Annotated in this window: 15 protein-coding genes and 1 other annotated feature; of the genes, 11 read left to right on the forward strand and 4 right to left on the reverse strand. The window is 46.4% G+C overall.

Annotation, left to right across the window (positions count from 1 at the left end):
- The first annotated feature begins 213 nt into the window (after window positions 1-213).
- Window positions 214-2,577 (forward strand): DNA polymerase II, encoded by a 2,364-nt coding sequence (locus tag VEJY3_RS10255; RefSeq protein ID WP_014232397.1) that lies wholly within the window; start codon window positions 214-216, stop codon window positions 2,575-2,577.
- 13 nt (window positions 2,578-2,590) lie between these two features.
- Here the strand turns inward: VEJY3_RS10255 and VEJY3_RS10260 are convergent, their stop codons facing one another.
- Complete coding sequence (locus VEJY3_RS10260) at window positions 2,591-3,358, reverse strand: nucleotidyltransferase domain-containing protein (RefSeq protein ID WP_014232398.1); 768 nt, start codon at window positions 3,356-3,358, stop codon at window positions 2,591-2,593.
- A 192-nt stretch (window positions 3,359-3,550) separates the two neighbouring features.
- Here VEJY3_RS10260 and yeiP point away from each other — a divergent pair, with 192 nt between their 5' ends.
- A complete protein-coding gene (yeiP, locus tag VEJY3_RS10265; protein ID WP_014232399.1) occupies window positions 3,551-4,117 on the forward strand; it encodes an elongation factor P-like protein YeiP in 567 nt (188 codons plus the stop codon).
- A 2-nt stretch (window positions 4,118-4,119) separates the two neighbouring features.
- Window positions 4,120-4,440: an HI1450 family dsDNA-mimic protein gene (locus tag VEJY3_RS10270; protein WP_014232400.1), complete on the forward strand. Its 321-nt coding sequence runs from the start codon at window positions 4,120-4,122 to the stop codon at window positions 4,438-4,440.
- Between the two features lie 148 nt (window positions 4,441-4,588).
- On the opposite strand, the gene rluB is transcribed toward VEJY3_RS10270, so the two are convergent.
- Entirely contained in the window at window positions 4,589-5,527 is a 939-nt protein-coding gene (gene rluB / locus VEJY3_RS10275; RefSeq protein ID WP_014232401.1) for a 23S rRNA pseudouridine(2605) synthase RluB, read from the reverse strand.
- Between the two features lie 342 nt (window positions 5,528-5,869).
- Between rluB and VEJY3_RS10280 the strand changes: the two genes are divergently transcribed.
- Window positions 5,870-6,580 carry a calcium-binding protein gene (locus VEJY3_RS10280; protein WP_014232402.1) on the forward strand — a complete coding sequence of 237 codons (711 nt, stop codon included), beginning with the start codon at window positions 5,870-5,872 and terminating at the stop codon, window positions 6,578-6,580.
- 87 nt (window positions 6,581-6,667) lie between these two features.
- Here the strand turns inward: VEJY3_RS10280 and VEJY3_RS10285 are convergent, their stop codons facing one another.
- Together VEJY3_RS10285 and VEJY3_RS10290 are read right to left on the reverse strand one after the other, a co-directional pair.
- Entirely contained in the window at window positions 6,668-7,288 is a 621-nt protein-coding gene (locus tag VEJY3_RS10285; RefSeq protein ID WP_014232403.1) for an L-threonylcarbamoyladenylate synthase, read from the reverse strand.
- Window positions 7,289-7,326: 38 nt separating this feature from the next.
- Window positions 7,327-8,196 (reverse strand): PHP domain-containing protein, encoded by an 870-nt coding sequence (locus VEJY3_RS10290; RefSeq protein ID WP_014232404.1) that lies wholly within the window; start codon window positions 8,194-8,196, stop codon window positions 7,327-7,329.
- 96 nt (window positions 8,197-8,292) lie between these two features.
- On the opposite strand from VEJY3_RS10290, the gene VEJY3_RS10295 reads away from it, so the two are divergent.
- From VEJY3_RS10295 to trpA, 7 genes are all read left to right on the forward strand, one after another.
- A complete protein-coding gene (locus VEJY3_RS10295; RefSeq protein WP_014232405.1) occupies window positions 8,293-8,418 on the forward strand; it encodes a trp operon leader peptide in 126 nt (41 codons plus the stop codon).
- Window positions 8,365-8,468: a sequence feature (Trp leader region), on the forward strand. Its footprint overlaps the gene before it by 54 nt.
- Before the next feature lie 125 nt (window positions 8,469-8,593).
- Window positions 8,594-10,156 carry an anthranilate synthase component 1 gene (locus VEJY3_RS10300; protein ID WP_014232406.1) on the forward strand — a complete coding sequence of 521 codons (1,563 nt, stop codon included), beginning with the start codon at window positions 8,594-8,596 and terminating at the stop codon, window positions 10,154-10,156.
- A 6-nt stretch (window positions 10,157-10,162) separates the two neighbouring features.
- Window positions 10,163-10,753: an aminodeoxychorismate/anthranilate synthase component II gene (locus VEJY3_RS10305; RefSeq protein WP_014232407.1), complete on the forward strand. Its 591-nt coding sequence runs from the start codon at window positions 10,163-10,165 to the stop codon at window positions 10,751-10,753.
- A gap of 19 nt (window positions 10,754-10,772) precedes the next feature.
- Window positions 10,773-11,771, forward strand: a complete 999-nt coding sequence (gene trpD / locus VEJY3_RS10310; protein WP_014232408.1) for an anthranilate phosphoribosyltransferase — start codon at window positions 10,773-10,775, stop codon at window positions 11,769-11,771.
- A gap of 13 nt (window positions 11,772-11,784) precedes the next feature.
- Window positions 11,785-13,224, forward strand: coding sequence for a bifunctional indole-3-glycerol-phosphate synthase TrpC/phosphoribosylanthranilate isomerase TrpF (trpCF, locus tag VEJY3_RS10315; protein WP_014232409.1), 1,440 nt, complete (start codon window positions 11,785-11,787; stop codon window positions 13,222-13,224).
- A 40-nt stretch (window positions 13,225-13,264) separates the two neighbouring features.
- A complete protein-coding gene (gene trpB / locus VEJY3_RS10320; RefSeq protein ID WP_014232410.1) occupies window positions 13,265-14,455 on the forward strand; it encodes a tryptophan synthase subunit beta in 1,191 nt (396 codons plus the stop codon).
- Window positions 14,455-15,261, forward strand: coding sequence for a tryptophan synthase subunit alpha (gene trpA, locus VEJY3_RS10325; RefSeq protein ID WP_014232411.1), 807 nt, complete (start codon window positions 14,455-14,457; stop codon window positions 15,259-15,261). The genes trpB and trpA overlap by 1 nt, the downstream gene beginning before the upstream one ends.
- The last annotated feature ends 116 nt before the right edge of the window (window positions 15,262-15,377 follow it).

Genomic DNA, 15,377 nt, shown 5'->3' on the forward strand with positions numbered 1-15,377 from the left:
ACCATGCTCTCAGGTCAGAGCTCAAGTGCCATCATACAGGAATGTCATCGTTTGAATTCACCGCTATTCTTAGCAACAGAACATTTTTAGCATACAGGCTCGATGCCTGAACTGATTCGGCGACAAAACCAGCAACGGCCATCACTACGCGTTTCCTTCTTATCTCTTAGTGCTAGAATATCCGGCTTAAATTATCGATAAGGTTTTTCTCACTTGAACATCCAGCAAGGCTTCCTACTCACTCGTCAGGCGCGAGATATCCAAGGTCAGACTCAGATAGAGCTATGGGTATCAACCGAAGCTGGACCAACTCAGTTGCTGATTCATGGCGAAAAGCCAGTGTTCTTTATTGCTCAATCAGACCTAGAGCAAGCCAGAGAGATCGCCCAATCAAACAAACTTCACGTCGAATTTCGTTTGTTAGAGATTAAAACGTTCGAGCTTACCCCTCTTGTGGCTTGTTATACACGACTTACCCGAGATGCCATGTCGTTACAAGGTCACTTTTCACATCACGACATTATCACGTACGAAGGCGACATTCGGCTTGCTGATCGCTATTTGATGGAGCGCTTCATCAGAGGTGGTATCGAATTTACAGGTAACCAGCAAACTTACAACGGATACCAACGCATTCAACATGCAAAATGCCGTTCTGGCGACTATGAGCCGAAGCTGCAAGTTGTCTCTTTAGATATCGAGTGTTCGGAAAAAGGCATTCTCTACTCTATTGGTCTGGACAGTCCAATGGACTCGCGCGTCATTATGATAGGCGATCCTGAACCTGCAGATACCCCAATCGAGTGGGTACAAAATGAGAAAGCCTTACTGGATGCTTTAGTCGCTTGGTTTAAGCAGTTTGACCCTGATGTAGTGGTCGGCTGGAACGTGATTGACTTCGATTTCCGCTTACTGCACAAAAGAGCGGAATGGCACAACATGAAGCTCAAGTTAGGCAGAGCGGATCAAGCGAGTTTCTTCCGCAGTTCTTCACAAAGCCAACAGGGGTTCATTTCTATTCCCGGCCGCGTGGTGATGGACGGTATCGACACGCTAAAAACCGCGACATACCACTTTCGCTCCTGGTCTCTGGAATCCGTTTCTCAGGAATTACTCGGTGAAGGCAAAGAGATCCACAACGTGCATGATCGTATGGATGAGATCAATCGCATGTATCGTTCAGATAAGCCTTCGTTAGCGAAGTATAATCTTCAGGATTGTGTGTTGGTAAATAAGATTTTCGATCACACTCACCTGCTCGCTTTCGCGATTGAACGATCACGATTAACAGGCGTAGAGCTGGATCGAGTCGGTGGCTCGGTCGCTGCATTTACTAATCTCTATCTGCCGCAAATTCACCGCGCGGGTTATGTAGCGCCAAATTTACACCCAGAAAACTGGATAGCCAGTCCCGGCGGATACGTAATGGATTCTATTCCTAACCTTTACGACTCCGTTTTAGTGCTGGATTTTAAAAGCCTGTACCCGTCCATCATTCGTTCCTTCTTGATAGATCCGATGGGGCTTGTTGAAGGGCTACAACTTGAGATCGGCAAACAAGACAATCAAGCGGTACCCGGATTTCGTGGTGGCCAATTCCATCGCACAAAACACTTTTTGCCCGAGATGATTGAAAAGCTCTGGGCAGCACGTGACGTTGCCAAAAAGAACAATGAAAAAGCCTTTTCTCAGGCGATTAAGATCATCATGAACTCATTTTATGGCGTATTAGGCTCCTCCGGTTGCCGATTTTTTGATACCCGACTGGCATCCAGTATCACCATGCGCGGACACGAGATCATGAAGCAGACCAAAGTGCTGATTGAAGAACAAGGTTATCAGGTCATTTATGGGGATACGGACTCCACCTTTGTGTCATTAAACCGCACCTACAGTCAGGCAGAGGCCGATAAAGTCGGCAATCAATTAGTCGACCACATTAACAACTGGTGGCAGGAGCATCTTCGTTCTGAATACAATCTCACTTCAATGCTAGAAATCGAATACGAGACCCACTATCGTAAATTTTTGATGCCTACCATCCGCGGGGCGGAAACTGGCTCAAAGAAGCGGTACGCAGGATTAATTGGTGAAGGTGCAAACGAGCGGATTATTTTCAAAGGACTAGAAAGCGCACGCACAGACTGGACACCGCTGGCGCAAAGATTCCAAAACACACTTTATGGCATGATCTTCCATGGTGAAGATCCAAGTGACTATGTGCGCGAAGTGGTTGAGAAAACCAATAACGGCGAATTCGATGACCAATTGATTTATCAGAAGCGACTGCGCCGTAAACTGCACGAATACCAAAAGAACATTCCGCCCCAAGTGCGTGCCGCTCGAATGGCAGACGAAATCAATGCCAAACTTGGTCGACCATTACAGTACCAAAACCGAGGTCGAATTGAGTATGTGATTACCGTTAATGGGCCAGAGCCACATGAATACCGCAGTAGCTTAATTGACTATCAACACTATATCGATAAGCAGTTGAAGCCCGTCGCTGATGCCATTCTACCTTTTATCGGCACTGATTTTGAAACCTTGTCGGCGCCACAGATGGGCTTGTTTTAACAACCGGCTTTAGCTAACCGATGCGAAACTCTGTTTTTTGATACTGCTTGACTAGCCAGCTGCCAAAGTTATCTAAAAGCCCTATCACCGAGCGTTTTGGGATAGAGCGTCCCGTAAGCAATATACCCAGACGTTCGATCTCCAAGTGCATTTCTGGATGGTAGGTCAAAAATACCTGACCACATTCCACAGGCTCGTCAAACCAGCGTTTATCGCGATACATAATCAGAGAATACGACGCCCGCAACAACTTTTTGGCTATTACCGTTTGAGCTTGAGTTTGCTCTTCAATACTTTTTGCCTGCGCAATTTTCGCACGATACACGGAGAGCCACTCTTCCACATCCATGTTCCAATGTTTAGCAATCTCCCAGCTTGGAACATAATCGCCAAAGCAGTCCGCTAAATCATCACCATAAATACAGACACAGCAATGTTTAAGCATAAATCCCCAGGTGAATATACTGTCGAGATTCGCAACATCACTAACCAGTGCAGTTCGGACTGAAACACCGTTTACTTGCGGGTAGCCTTGCTGTGCACGCCACTTGATCGTGTTCAATAACGTGGCCCGGTTAGACTCAAATGCTGCTTTGGTTACAACCACTAAATCGAGGTTCGACTTACCTGCTACCGCCGTTTTACGCGCAACACTGCCATAGACATACACACTATGTAAGTTTTGCCCTAGCCCACTTTTAAGGCACGTAAGAACTTCTCTGATCAGAGGTTCAAATTCGGTTTGAAAAGGTTGTTTTGAGTCGATAACAGGAAGAGACATTGAAAGTAACGCAATCTAAAGCTTAAGATTCAAGAACATTATGATCTACCAGCACTGAATTTGGATCAAGCTTAATAACGCGTTTATTCATGAGAGATGAAGCCAATTTCAGCAATGAATTTTGATGCCAGCAAGACAACTTAACGCTATAATCATCAAGTTTTGCGTAATAAGTATCAATAGGAAAATACAATGCCAAAGGCAAGTGAAATCAAGAAAGGCTTCGCAATCGAGTCTAATGGTAAAACTCTTCTAGTTAAAGACATCGAAGTGACGACTCCAGGCGGTCGTGGCGGCGCGAAAATCTACAAGATGCGTTGTACTGATCTAACAACAGGTGCACGTGTAGACGAGCGTTACAAGTCTGATGATGTTGTTGAAACGGTAGAAATGAACAAGCGTGCCGTTGTGTACTCATACGCAGATGGCGATGAACACATCTTTATGGATAACGAAGACTACTCACAATACACATTTAAAGAAAGTGACGTAGCTGATGAGATGCTATTCATTAACGAAGACACACAAGGTATCCACGTGATCTTGGTAGACGGTTCAGCGGTTGGTCTTGAGCTGCCATCTTCTGTTGAGCTAGTGATTGAAGAAACTGACCCTTCAATCAAAGGTGCGTCAGCTTCTGCACGTACTAAACCTGCCCGCTTTGCTTCTGGTCTTACTGTTCAAGTTCCAGAGTACATCGCAACGGGTGACCGAGTGGTGATTAACACTGCAGAACGCAAATACATGAGCCGAGCATAAGCATGTCTGATTTGATTTCTTACGACGACGTTATCGACGCTGCGTACGACATTTTTCTTGAAATGGCTCCAGATAACCTTGAGCCAGCTGATGTCATTCTGTTTACTGCACAGTTTGAAGATCGTGGTGCCGCAGAACTAGTCGAAACTGGTGAAGACTGGGTTGAACATGTAGGCTTCGAGATCGACAAAGAAGTGTATGCAGAAGTGCGTATCGGCCTAGTAAACGAGGAAAATGACGTACTTGATGACGTATTTGCTCGTATGCTAATCAGCCGAGACCCAGACCACAAGTTCTGTCATATGCTTTGGAAGCGCGACTAACGCTTCCCCTATCATGAATAAAAACACCAGCTTTATGCTGGTGTTTTTTTTATCTAACTTCTTATCTACCAGAGAAGCTTCCATCTCTCGATGTTCAGATAAGAAAAAGGCTTGCCAATGGGCAAGCCTTTCTGATTTTTAATAACGCTTAACGATGTTTGTTACGTACGCCTTGCTCACCCGCACTTTTCTTTGTCTTACGACGAGCAGGGTTATTGCTGCGGCCTTTCGGCGTATTTACACGTTCTTCGTGGCGCTTAACTGCACGACGAATTTTTTGGCTACGTGCACGTTCACGCTTACGTGAAGTGTTATCTTTGTTCAGATCAAGCATGGTTTCTTTCTCTGGACGAAGTTCTACTAGCTCACGCAGGTAGTTTACTTCTTTCAGATCCAGTTCCATCCAACCGCCGCGTGGCAGTTTCTTGTCCAGGAAGATATCACCGTAACGAACACGTTTCAGGCGGCTTACCGTACAATCTTGAGATTCCCATAGACGACGGACTTCTCGGTTACGACCTTCGTTGATTACTACATAGAAGGTGTGGTTCATGCCTTCACCACCAGCGTAAACAACGTCTTCAAAGCGAGCCATACCGTCTTCCAGCTCTACGCCTTTTACTAGATTACGAACTTTTTGTTCAGTTACTTCACCGAACACACGTACTAGATATTCACGCTCAACCTGGCGACTTGGGTGCATTAGGCGGTTTGCCAATTCACCATCCGTAGTGAAAAGCAACAGACCTGATGTGTTCGCGTCCAGACGACCTACCGAAATCCAACGCGAGCCACGAATCTTTGGCAGGCGATCAAAAACAGTACGGCGACCTTCCGGATCATGACGAGTACACAGTTCACCTTCAGGCTTGTAGTACGCTAGTACACGACAGATCACTTCTTCTTGTATCTTCGCAGATACAATGTGACCATCGATACGAACCACGCTGTTCTCATCTTCAAGTCTTTCACCAAGCTTAGCAACATTACCGTTCACGCTTACGCGACCAGATTTAATTAACGATTCAATCTCACGACGAGAACCGTGACCAGCACGTGCTAATACTTTTTGTAACTTTTCGCTCATTTATCTACCTATGTGTCGTCTTCACAGACGTCTAGACCAGGATTGGTCTGTATTATGCAATTACCCATCTTCACGGGATTTTTTCAGTCGGCCATTATACGTAACTTTCTGGTTTAATGTAAGAGAAATCCTCTCTATTCTCCGCCTTCTGCTTGTAACCTGATTGAACTCCGATATACCACTTTTTTCCTACTGGCCATCAATATTCTGGCGAAGAACCGTACTAATTTAGAACTCTCTCGCCCGCTGCGTTACAACTTCAGCTGATAAAATTATCACGGTTGTTACCACAACAACTTACTGACTTGCCCGCTAAGATAATCAGATAAAAAGGACAATGAAATGTCAAACACAGCGCTTACTCTCAATTGGATATTTGGCACCTGCGACGATGACAATATGACTGGTACCAAAGGCACAGACACAACCGATATCTTCTTCGGTTTTGGCGGTAAAGATAATTTCGTCGGATTCGACGGGAACGATTATATTTTCGGTGGCTGGGGAGAAGACACCTTGTTCGGCGGGAGGGGAAATGACTTCATCTCTGGTGGCTTCGGTAATGATTATCTGTCTGGTGGTTTAGGAAATGACTCGCTGTACGGCGGATTCGGAGACGACATCATTTTCGATTATTCAGGTAACAATTTTATTAGTGGCGGTTGGGGCAATGACACCATTGTTATCGGTGATGGTGAGTCCGTATTAAGTGGTGGCTTTGGCGCAGATTCATTCGTGTTCACCAACAGAATGGCGATTGGTGTTCCTGATCAACCTGTTTCTTCTAATGACATCGAAGTGAAAGCAGAAGTACTGGATTTCAGTATTTTCTCGGATAAGTTAGTTTTCGATTTTGGACGAGATACTAACGGGGATGGGATTCGCGATACGTTTCTTGACTCAGCAGATGATCTTGACCTTTCATACAATGAGTGTGGCTGGGCGGTATTCTCCAGTGATGAGTACAATGTTGAAGTGACACTTAATGGCGTCACATCGAGTTACATCGATTATGCGGATCACAAAGGCATCGATCTTTTCGAGTTCGCTTAAAGAATGTACTTCGTTTTCGAATCGATACGCCAGATACAAAAAAGGAGGCATCTCAGCCTCCTTTATCACATCAAGCTAACACCACACTTATTCAAATGGCGCAGGGTCACCCGAACCAAGACGAACCACGACAGGGTCACCTTCACTAAAGTCGATAACCGTTGACGGTTGTTCACCCAAATAACCGCCGTTAAGTATTACGTCAACCGCATGTTCTAACTTGTCACGGATATCTTCTGGATCAGATTCAGCTACGTCACTGTTAGGTAAAATCAACGACGTAGACATCAATGGCTCACCTAATGCTTCCAAAAGATCAAGCGCGATTTGGTTATCAGGAACACGGATACCTATAGTTTTACGCTTTGCATTCATTAAACGACGAGGCACTTCTTTTGTACCTTTGAAGATGAATGTGTAAGGCCCCGGTGTATTATTTTTCAGTAATCGAAATGCGCCGTTGTCTACGCGTGCGTACAGCGAAATCTCGGATAAATCTCTACATAACAACGTGAAGTTGTGCTTATCGTCCAAGCGACGAATTTGACAGATACGTTCTAACGCCTGTTTGTTTTCCAGTTGACAGCCAAGTGCGTAACCCGAATCGGTTGGGTAAACCACGACACCGCCGTTACGAATGATTGCTACTGCTTGATTAATCAAGCGAGCCTGTGGGTTTTCTGGATGAACGTAAAAAAACTGGCTCATTGTAATTCCTCATTATCGAGCCTCTCGGCTCTATATCCTTATGGAGCGTGGACTTCGTTGCGATCCAACGAAGGGTCAATGCCCCAATCTTTCCAAACTGGTTCTACGCCTGACGGCAACCAGAGGTTTCGACCCAACTCCATCCAAGGAGACGGATAGTGAAAGTCGCTACCTTGGGACGCTAATAGTTTGTATTGTATAGCATAATCCGCCAGATTGCGTCTTTCTTGTTGTGCTTGTTGTGGCTGAGCGACTTCCATCGCGTCACCATTTGCTTCCGCGAATGCCGCAAGAAGACGCTTAATCCACTTTGCTGTCAACTGATATCTACCCGGATGAGCTAACACTGCGTGGCCACCAGCAGCGTGAATGGCATCTATCGCATCTTTCATCGAACACCAATTCGGCGGCACATAACCAGGATTGTTACGCGTAAGGAACTTTTTGAACACCATTTGCATGTTTTTAGCGAAGCCATTGTCCACCAACCATTTCGCGAAATGGGCACGTGTAATTGGCGCGTCACCAGCAATCTGCTGTACCTCTTCCAGAACGCCTTCACGGGTTGCTTTTTGCAGACGCGATGCGATCAACTCTGAACGAGTGATTCGATGCTGTTTCTGTTGTTCAATAAGCGTCTTCAATGCTGGATTATCGGGGTCAATATTCAAACCGACGATATGGATATCTTTATTTTGCCAAACGGTTGAGATTTCGATGCCGTTAATAATTTTGATCGGCAACTGATTCTCTTCTACATACTGTTTCGCTGGCACTAAACCGTCAACGGTATCATGGTCTGTAATCGCCAAAACTTCGATATCAAAACTCAGTGCCCTATCCACTAAATCTTTCGGTTCCAGTCGGCCATCAGAGGCTGTGGTATGGCTATGTAAATCAATTCTCATATTTTTTATCGTTTTAATGCTGTTTTGGGGTTGACTTTTTATCTCCGCACTAGTTAACTAGTACACAAATACAGAACACATTATTCAAGGCTCACTATGTTACAAGAATTGAAGCAAAACCAAAAAGCGAAAGTTGCAGTTTGTCTAAATAAGACAAGCTCGGCAGACGTTGCTTGGTGGCGCACTTGGACAAGTTCTTGGTGGGCAAACGTGTACTTCTAGTTTAGAAATTCAAACGTTAAAAAGCCCGCTGCCAAAGCGGGCTTTTTATTTTTTCGCCCTTTTTACGTTTAACTGCTTAAACATTGACCGGATCTCGTAAACTCTTAATTGGGCCTACGCCTAGTTTATGCCACTATGTTCAGCAGGAAGATTAAAATAGCTATAAGGAGGTCTTGTGAACAAGGCCATTGAAATCAAGAATCTTGGACAACTGGAAGTGCTAACGGCTTCTGTTCCTTACACTCAAGACCCAACCCGCTTGTTTCACACCCTGTGTGAAAATAAAACGGATAGCTTACTTCTGGAATCTGCGGAAATCGATTCGAAACAGGACCTGAAGTCACTTTTGATCGTTGACTCTGCGGTTCGCATCGTTTGTTTTGACCATACCGTCACCATGCAGGCATTAACGGACAATGGTAAAAACTTGCTTGCTCACCTCAATAAGAACGTACGTAGTGACGTTACTTCTCAATTTGATGGTGAGACTTTCACACTTGAATTTTCCCAGCCATGCGACACTCTGGATGAAGACTCTCGCTTACGTGAAGCTTCTTCATTCGATGCACTGCGCTTAGTTCAACACAGTTTTGATCTAGAAGATAAAGATAAGCACGCGATTTTCCTCGGTGGTTTATTCGCTTACGACTTAGTGGCAAGTTTCGAGCCTTTGGGTCATGCAGATGCGACCAATCAATGCCCAGATTACGTTTTTTACGTTGCCGAGACACTACTCGTCGTTGACCATCAAACTGAGTCTTGCCATTTGCAAGCAACGCTATTTGTCAATAACTCACAACAAGCGACCTTAGAAGCTCGCATTGCAGAGATCGGCGAACAGTGTAGCGCGCCTAAGCATCTGCCTAGTGCGGCTAAACTTACTGATGTGACAGCTCAACCAAGCATCTCAGATGAAGACTTCTGCCAGATTGTCAGTGATTTAAAAGAGTACGTAGTGAAAGGGGATATTTTCCAGGTTGTTCCTTCACGCCGTTTCACGCTTCCTTGCCCTTCCCCACTAGCGGCATATAAAGAGCTGAAGAAGAGCAACCCAAGCCCATACATGTTCTACATGCAAGATGAGTTATTCACTCTATTTGGCGCTTCGCCAGAAAGTGCTTTGAAGTACGAAACCGACACCAATCAGGTTGAGATATACCCAATTGCAGGCACTCGCCGCCGTGGTAAGCGCCCGAATGGAGAAATCGATTTCGATCTCGACAGCCGTATCGAACTTGAACTGCGTACCGACATGAAAGAAAACGCAGAGCACATGATGCTAGTTGATCTGGCACGTAACGACGTCGCACGTATCTCTGAGGCAGGTACTCGCTATGTAGCTGACTTACTCAAGGTAGACCGTTACAGCCATGTGATGCATCTAGTTTCACGCGTCGTCGGTCAATTACGCGAAGATTTAGACGCCCTGCATGCTTATCAGGCAAGCATGAATATGGGCACACTGACAGGCGCGCCAAAAATTCGTGCTATGCAGTTAATTCGTGACGTGGAAGGTGTTCGTCGCGGAAGCTATGGCGGTGCAGTTGGTTACCTAACCGGAGAAGGCACGCTAGATACTTGTATCGTGATTCGCTCTGCCTATGTTGAAAACGGTATTGCCCAAGTACAAGCAGGCGCAGGGGTAGTTTTCGATTCAGATCCACAAGCGGAAGCGGACGAAACCCGCGGTAAGGCACAAGCCGTTATTTCTGCTATTCAAGCAGCCCATAAGGAGTAGCAGAGCATGGCTAACATAGTATTTATCGATAACTTTGACTCTTTTACCTATAACTTGGTTGATCAATTTCGTTCGCTTGGTCATTCCGTCACCATTTACCGTAATAACATTGCTGCCGAGACCATAGAACACGCGGTCAATGAGCTAGAAAACCCAGTTGTTCTACTCTCTCCAGGTCCGGGCGCTCCTTCTGAAGCGGGCTCAATGCCAGACTTAATTCAGCGCATGAAAGGCAAAGTGCCAATGATAGGCATCTGTCTTGGCCATCAGGCCATCGTTGAAGCCTATGGCGGCACGGTTGCGGGCGCAGGTGAGATCATTCACGGCAAAGTGTCGATGATGGAACATGACAATCACGCCACTTACGCCAATTTGCCATCACCACTGGCCATTGCCCGTTATCACTCATTGGTCGCAACCTCTGTTCCAGAAACGCTGACCATTACCGCTGAAGTGGATGGATTAACCATGTCAGTAGTACACGAGCAAGATAAAGTTTGCGGATTCCAGTTCCACCCGGAATCGATCATGACCACGTATGGAGCAACCCTATTAGCCAATGCTATCGAATGGGCGCTTGAGAAAAACAACGCATAAAGAAATAGGGAGAGGAATTATGGAAGCGATTATCAACAAACTTTATGACCAACAGGCTTTGACTCAAGAAGAAAGTCAGCAACTGTTCGACACCATTATTCGTGGTGAACTCGACCCAATTTTGATGGCATCAGCGCTAACGGCGCTTAAGATCAAAGGCGAAACTCCAGACGAGATTTCCGGCGCAGCAAAAGCCCTGCTCGCCAACGCAAAACCGTTCCCGAGTCCTGAGTATGACTTTGCCGATATTGTCGGTACTGGTGGCGATGGTCACGATACCATCAACATTTCCACCACGGCAGCATTTGTCGCTGCGGCTTGCGGCTTGAAAGTCGCCAAACACGGCAACCGCAGTGTCTCCAGTAAGTCTGGCTCTTCTGATCTACTGGACTCATTTGGCATCAACCTTGCCATGAGCCCAGAAGACACGCGTAAAGCCATGGACGAAATTGGCGTTGCATTTCTGTTTGCCCCCCAATACCACGGTGGCGTACGCCATGCGATGCCAGTGCGCCAAACGATGAAAACACGCACTATCTTCAATATTCTTGGTCCACTGATTAACCCTGCTCACCCTAACATTGAATTAATGGGTGTTTACAGCGAAGAACTAGTTCGTCCTATTGCAGAAACCATGCTACAAATGGGTATGAAGCGCGCCGCAGTCGTACATGGCAGTGGGCTCGATGAAGTGGCCATTCATGGACCAACCACGGTGGCAGAGATCAAAGACGGTCAAATTGTTGAATACACACTGACTCCGCAAGACTTCGGTTTAGAAACACACCCGCTAGAAGCGATTAAAGGTGGCGCTCCAGAAGAGAATAAAGCAATCATCACCAATATTCTCACAGGAAAAGGAACCGACGCTCAGCTCGGTGCTGTCGCGGCGAACGTTGCATTGCTCATGCGTCTGTTCGGTCACGAAGATTTAAAAGCCAATGCGCAGCAAGCCATTGAGGCAATGAATTCAGGCAAGGCTTATCAATTAGTTCAGCAACTTGCCGCACACGCTTAAGGAAATAATCAAGATGACGGATTTCAACACTCAAAAAGCTGACAACCTTTCTGAGCACGTGTCAAAAAAAGAAGCGGAAATGGCGGAAGTTCTCGCTAAGATCGTTCGCGACAAATATCAGTGGGTCGCAGAGCGCAAAGCTTCTCAGCATTTGAGTACATTTCAATCCGATTTAGAACTTTCAGATCGTAGCTTCTACGATGCGCTCAGCGGCGATAAGACGGTTTTTATTACTGAGTGTAAAAAAGCGTCTCCGTCTAAAGGGCTCATCAGAGACGACTTCGACCTAGACTACATTGCGTCGGTTTACAACAATCATGCAGATGCCATTTCTGTCTTAACCGACGAGAAGTACTTTCAGGGCAACTTCGACTTTATTCCACAAGTCCGCAGTCAGGTCACTCAGCCCGTACTTTGTAAAGATTTCATGGTAGACGCTTACCAAGTTTACTTAGCGCGCCACTACGGGGCTGACGCCATCTTATTGATGCTGTCTGTACTTAACGATGAAGAATACAAAGCATTAGCTGAAGTCGCTCACAGCCTGAACATGGGTATTCTGACAGAAGTCAGCAACGAAGAAGAGCTGCATCGTGCGGTTGATTTGGGTGCGCTTGTTATCGGTATCAACAACCGTAACCTACGCGACTTAAGTACTGACCTTAACCGCACCAAAGAGTTAGCACCGTTGATTCGAAAACTCGCGCCAAAAGCAACCGTGATTTCAGAGTCAGGCATTTACACACACCAACAGGTTCGAGATTTAGTGGCTTACGCGGACGGGTTCCTGATTGGCAGTTCGCTTATGTCCGAAGACAATCTGGAGCTCGCTGTTCGTAAAGTCACATTGGGTGAAAATAAGGTTTGTGGTTTGACCCACCCTGACGATGCAGCAAAAGCTTATAAAACGGGAGCGGTATTTGGCGGGCTGATTTTTGTTGAACAGTCTAAACGAGCGGTGGATTTAGAAACGGCTCGACTCACCATGAGTGGTGCGCCACTTCAATACGTAGGTGTGTTCCAAAATCATGAGATTGATTTTGTAGCCGCAATTGTGACATCGCTTGGTTTAAAAGCGGTTCAGCTGCACGGCGCTGAAGATCAAACCTACGTCAACCAGTTAAAAGCTGAACTTCCTGCTGGCGTTGAAATTTGGAAAGCGTATGGCGTCAAAGAGAGCGCGCCAACTTTGCTTGCGGAAAACGTTGATCGCCATTTATTGGATGCGCAGGTCGGGAATCAATCTGGTGGTACCGGACAAGTTTTCGACTGGTCTCTTATCGGCGACCCAAGTCAAATCATGTTAGCAGGTGGACTGTCGCCTGAGAATGCTCAACAAGCGGCGTCATTAGGTTGCTTGGGATTAGATTTAAACTCTGGCGTAGAAAGCGCGCCAGGTAAAAAAGATGTACAGAAGTTGCAGGCCGCGTTTAACGCAATTCGCAACTACTAAAATTATTCGTAGCAAGAAAATTACGAGAAGGACTATCACGATGGCAAAACTGAATGCCTACTTTGGCGAATATGGCGGTCAGTACGTTCCGCAAATCCTCGTTCCTGCATTGGAGCAACTTGAGCAAGCGTTTATTGACGCACAGGAAGATCCAGAGTTCCGTAGCGAATTCATGACACTTCTTCAGGAATATGCAGGTCGCCCTACGGCGCTAACGCATACCCGCAACTTAACTAAAGGTACAAAGACCAAACTGTACCTAAAGCGTGAAGACTTACTCCACGGCGGCGCACACAAAACTAACCAGGTGCTAGGTCAGGCTCTACTGGCTAAGCGCATGGGCAAAACAGAAATCATCGCTGAAACCGGTGCGGGTCAACACGGTGTCGCAACAGCACTAGCATGTGCGCTACTTGGTCTAAAATGTCGCGTTTATATGGGTGCGAAAGACGTTGAGCGTCAAAGCCCGAACGTGTTCCGCATGAAACTCATGGGCGCTGAAGTCATTCCGGTACATTCTGGTTCGGCAACACTTAAAGATGCGTGTAATGAAGCACTGCGTGACTGGTCAGCAACGTACGAAGACGCGCACTACCTACTAGGTACGGCAGCGGGCCCTCACCCGTTCCCAACTATCGTTCGCGAGTTCCAGCGTATGATTGGTGAAGAAACCAAGAACCAGATTCTGGCTCGTGAAGGACGTCTTCCAGATGCAGTTATCGCTTGTGTAGGCGGTGGCTCTAACGCCATTGGTATGTTTGCTGATTTCATCGAAGAAGAAAGTGTTCGCCTTATTGGAGTCGAACCTGCAGGTAAAGGTATCGATACCGACCAACACGGTGCGCCGCTGAAACACGGTAAGACAGGCATTTATTTCGGTATGAAAGCGCCAATCATGCAAGATGAAAACGGACAGATCGAAGAGTCCTACTCCGTTTCTGCTGGTCTAGATTTTCCATCTGTTGGGCCTCAGCACGCTTACTTGAATTCCATTGGCCGTGCGGAATACGCCAATGTAACCGATGATGAAGCCTTGGATGCTTTCCAGGAAATTGCGCGTAGTGAAGGTATCATTGCGGCACTTGAATCGTCTCACGCACTTGCACACGCGTTGCGTATGGCTCGCGAAAATCCAGAAAAAGAGCAGCTTTTAGTCGTCAACTTATCCGGTCGTGGTGACAAAGACATCTTCACCGTAAACGCCATCCTAGAAGAAAAAGGAGTGATCTAATGAGTCGTTATGAGAAGATGTTTGCTCGCCTGAATGAAAAGAACCAAGGCGCGTTTGTACCGTTCGTAACGGTAGGTGATCCAAATGCAGAACAATCATACAAAATTATGGAAACCCTTGTTGAATCGGGTGCTGACGCACTTGAGCTGGGCATTCCGTTTTCTGACCCACTAGCAGATGGCCCGACAATTCAGGGAGCAAATAAACGTGCACTGGAGTCTGGCGCAACACCAAGTATCTGCTTTGAGCAAATTGGCAAGATTCGCGCCCAATACCCAGATCTACCAATCGGGCTATTGATGTATGCGAACTTGGTTTACTCTCGCGGTATTGAAAACTTTTACGAACACTGTGCCAAAGCCGGTATCGACTCTGTTCTGATTGCCGACGTACCAACCAATGAAAGCGCAGAGTTCGTCGCAGCCGCAGAGAAGTTTGGCATTCATCCGATCTTTATTGCACCACCAACGGCCAGCGACGAAACCCTGGAGCAAGTGGCAGAGCTAAGTGGCGGTTATACCTACCTACTTTCTCGAGCGGGTGTAACAGGGACAGAAACGAAGGCAAATATGCCTGTTGGACAGTTGTTAGAGAGACTAAACCAATTCGATGCTCCACCAGCGTTACTTGGCTTCGGTATCTCTGAGCCAGAACAAGTGAAACAAGCAATAGAGGCTGGTGCCGCTGGCGCCATCTCTGGTTCAGCCGTGGTTAAAATCATTGAGACGCACGCAGAGCAGCCACAGATTATGCTGGACAAGCTTGGTGAGTTTGTTTCGGCAATGAAGGCCGCTACTCAAAAATAAGCCCTCTTCTTGATGTAAATAAACGCCCGCTGATAACTATAAGCGGGCGTTTTTATGTTTGGCGGATAAACGACTCGATTCTCTATTTAAGCCACTTACTTTTCATATCAACCGTT

It is taken from the genome of Vibrio sp. EJY3 (genome assembly GCF_000241385.1).
Taxonomy (GTDB): Bacteria; Pseudomonadota; Gammaproteobacteria; order Enterobacterales; family Vibrionaceae; genus Vibrio; species Vibrio natriegens.

Excerpts from the sequence above, each read along its gene's own strand:
- VEJY3_RS10280 (WP_014232402.1), top strand. The coding sequence starts at position 5,870 with ATGTCAAACACAGCGCTTACTCTCAATTGGATATTTGGCACCTGCGAC.
- VEJY3_RS10290 (WP_014232404.1), bottom strand. The coding sequence starts at position 8,196 with ATGAGAATTGATTTACATAGCCATACCACAGCCTCTGATGGCCGACTG.
- trpA (WP_014232411.1), top strand. The coding sequence starts at position 14,455 with ATGAGTCGTTATGAGAAGATGTTTGCTCGCCTGAATGAAAAGAACCAA.
- trpD (WP_014232408.1), top strand. The coding sequence starts at position 10,773 with ATGGAAGCGATTATCAACAAACTTTATGACCAACAGGCTTTGACTCAA.
- trpB (WP_014232410.1), top strand. The coding sequence starts at position 13,265 with ATGGCAAAACTGAATGCCTACTTTGGCGAATATGGCGGTCAGTACGTT.
- VEJY3_RS10285 (WP_014232403.1), bottom strand. The coding sequence starts at position 7,288 with ATGAGCCAGTTTTTTTACGTTCATCCAGAAAACCCACAGGCTCGCTTG.
- VEJY3_RS10305 (WP_014232407.1), top strand. The coding sequence starts at position 10,163 with ATGGCTAACATAGTATTTATCGATAACTTTGACTCTTTTACCTATAAC.
- VEJY3_RS10295 (WP_014232405.1), top strand. The coding sequence starts at position 8,293 with ATGTTACAAGAATTGAAGCAAAACCAAAAAGCGAAAGTTGCAGTTTGT.
- trpCF (WP_014232409.1), top strand. The coding sequence starts at position 11,785 with ATGACGGATTTCAACACTCAAAAAGCTGACAACCTTTCTGAGCACGTG.
- yeiP (WP_014232399.1), top strand. The coding sequence starts at position 3,551 with ATGCCAAAGGCAAGTGAAATCAAGAAAGGCTTCGCAATCGAGTCTAAT.
- VEJY3_RS10270 (WP_014232400.1), top strand. The coding sequence starts at position 4,120 with ATGTCTGATTTGATTTCTTACGACGACGTTATCGACGCTGCGTACGAC.
- rluB (WP_014232401.1), bottom strand. The coding sequence starts at position 5,527 with ATGAGCGAAAAGTTACAAAAAGTATTAGCACGTGCTGGTCACGGTTCT.
- VEJY3_RS10260 (WP_014232398.1), bottom strand. The coding sequence starts at position 3,358 with ATGTCTCTTCCTGTTATCGACTCAAAACAACCTTTTCAAACCGAATTT.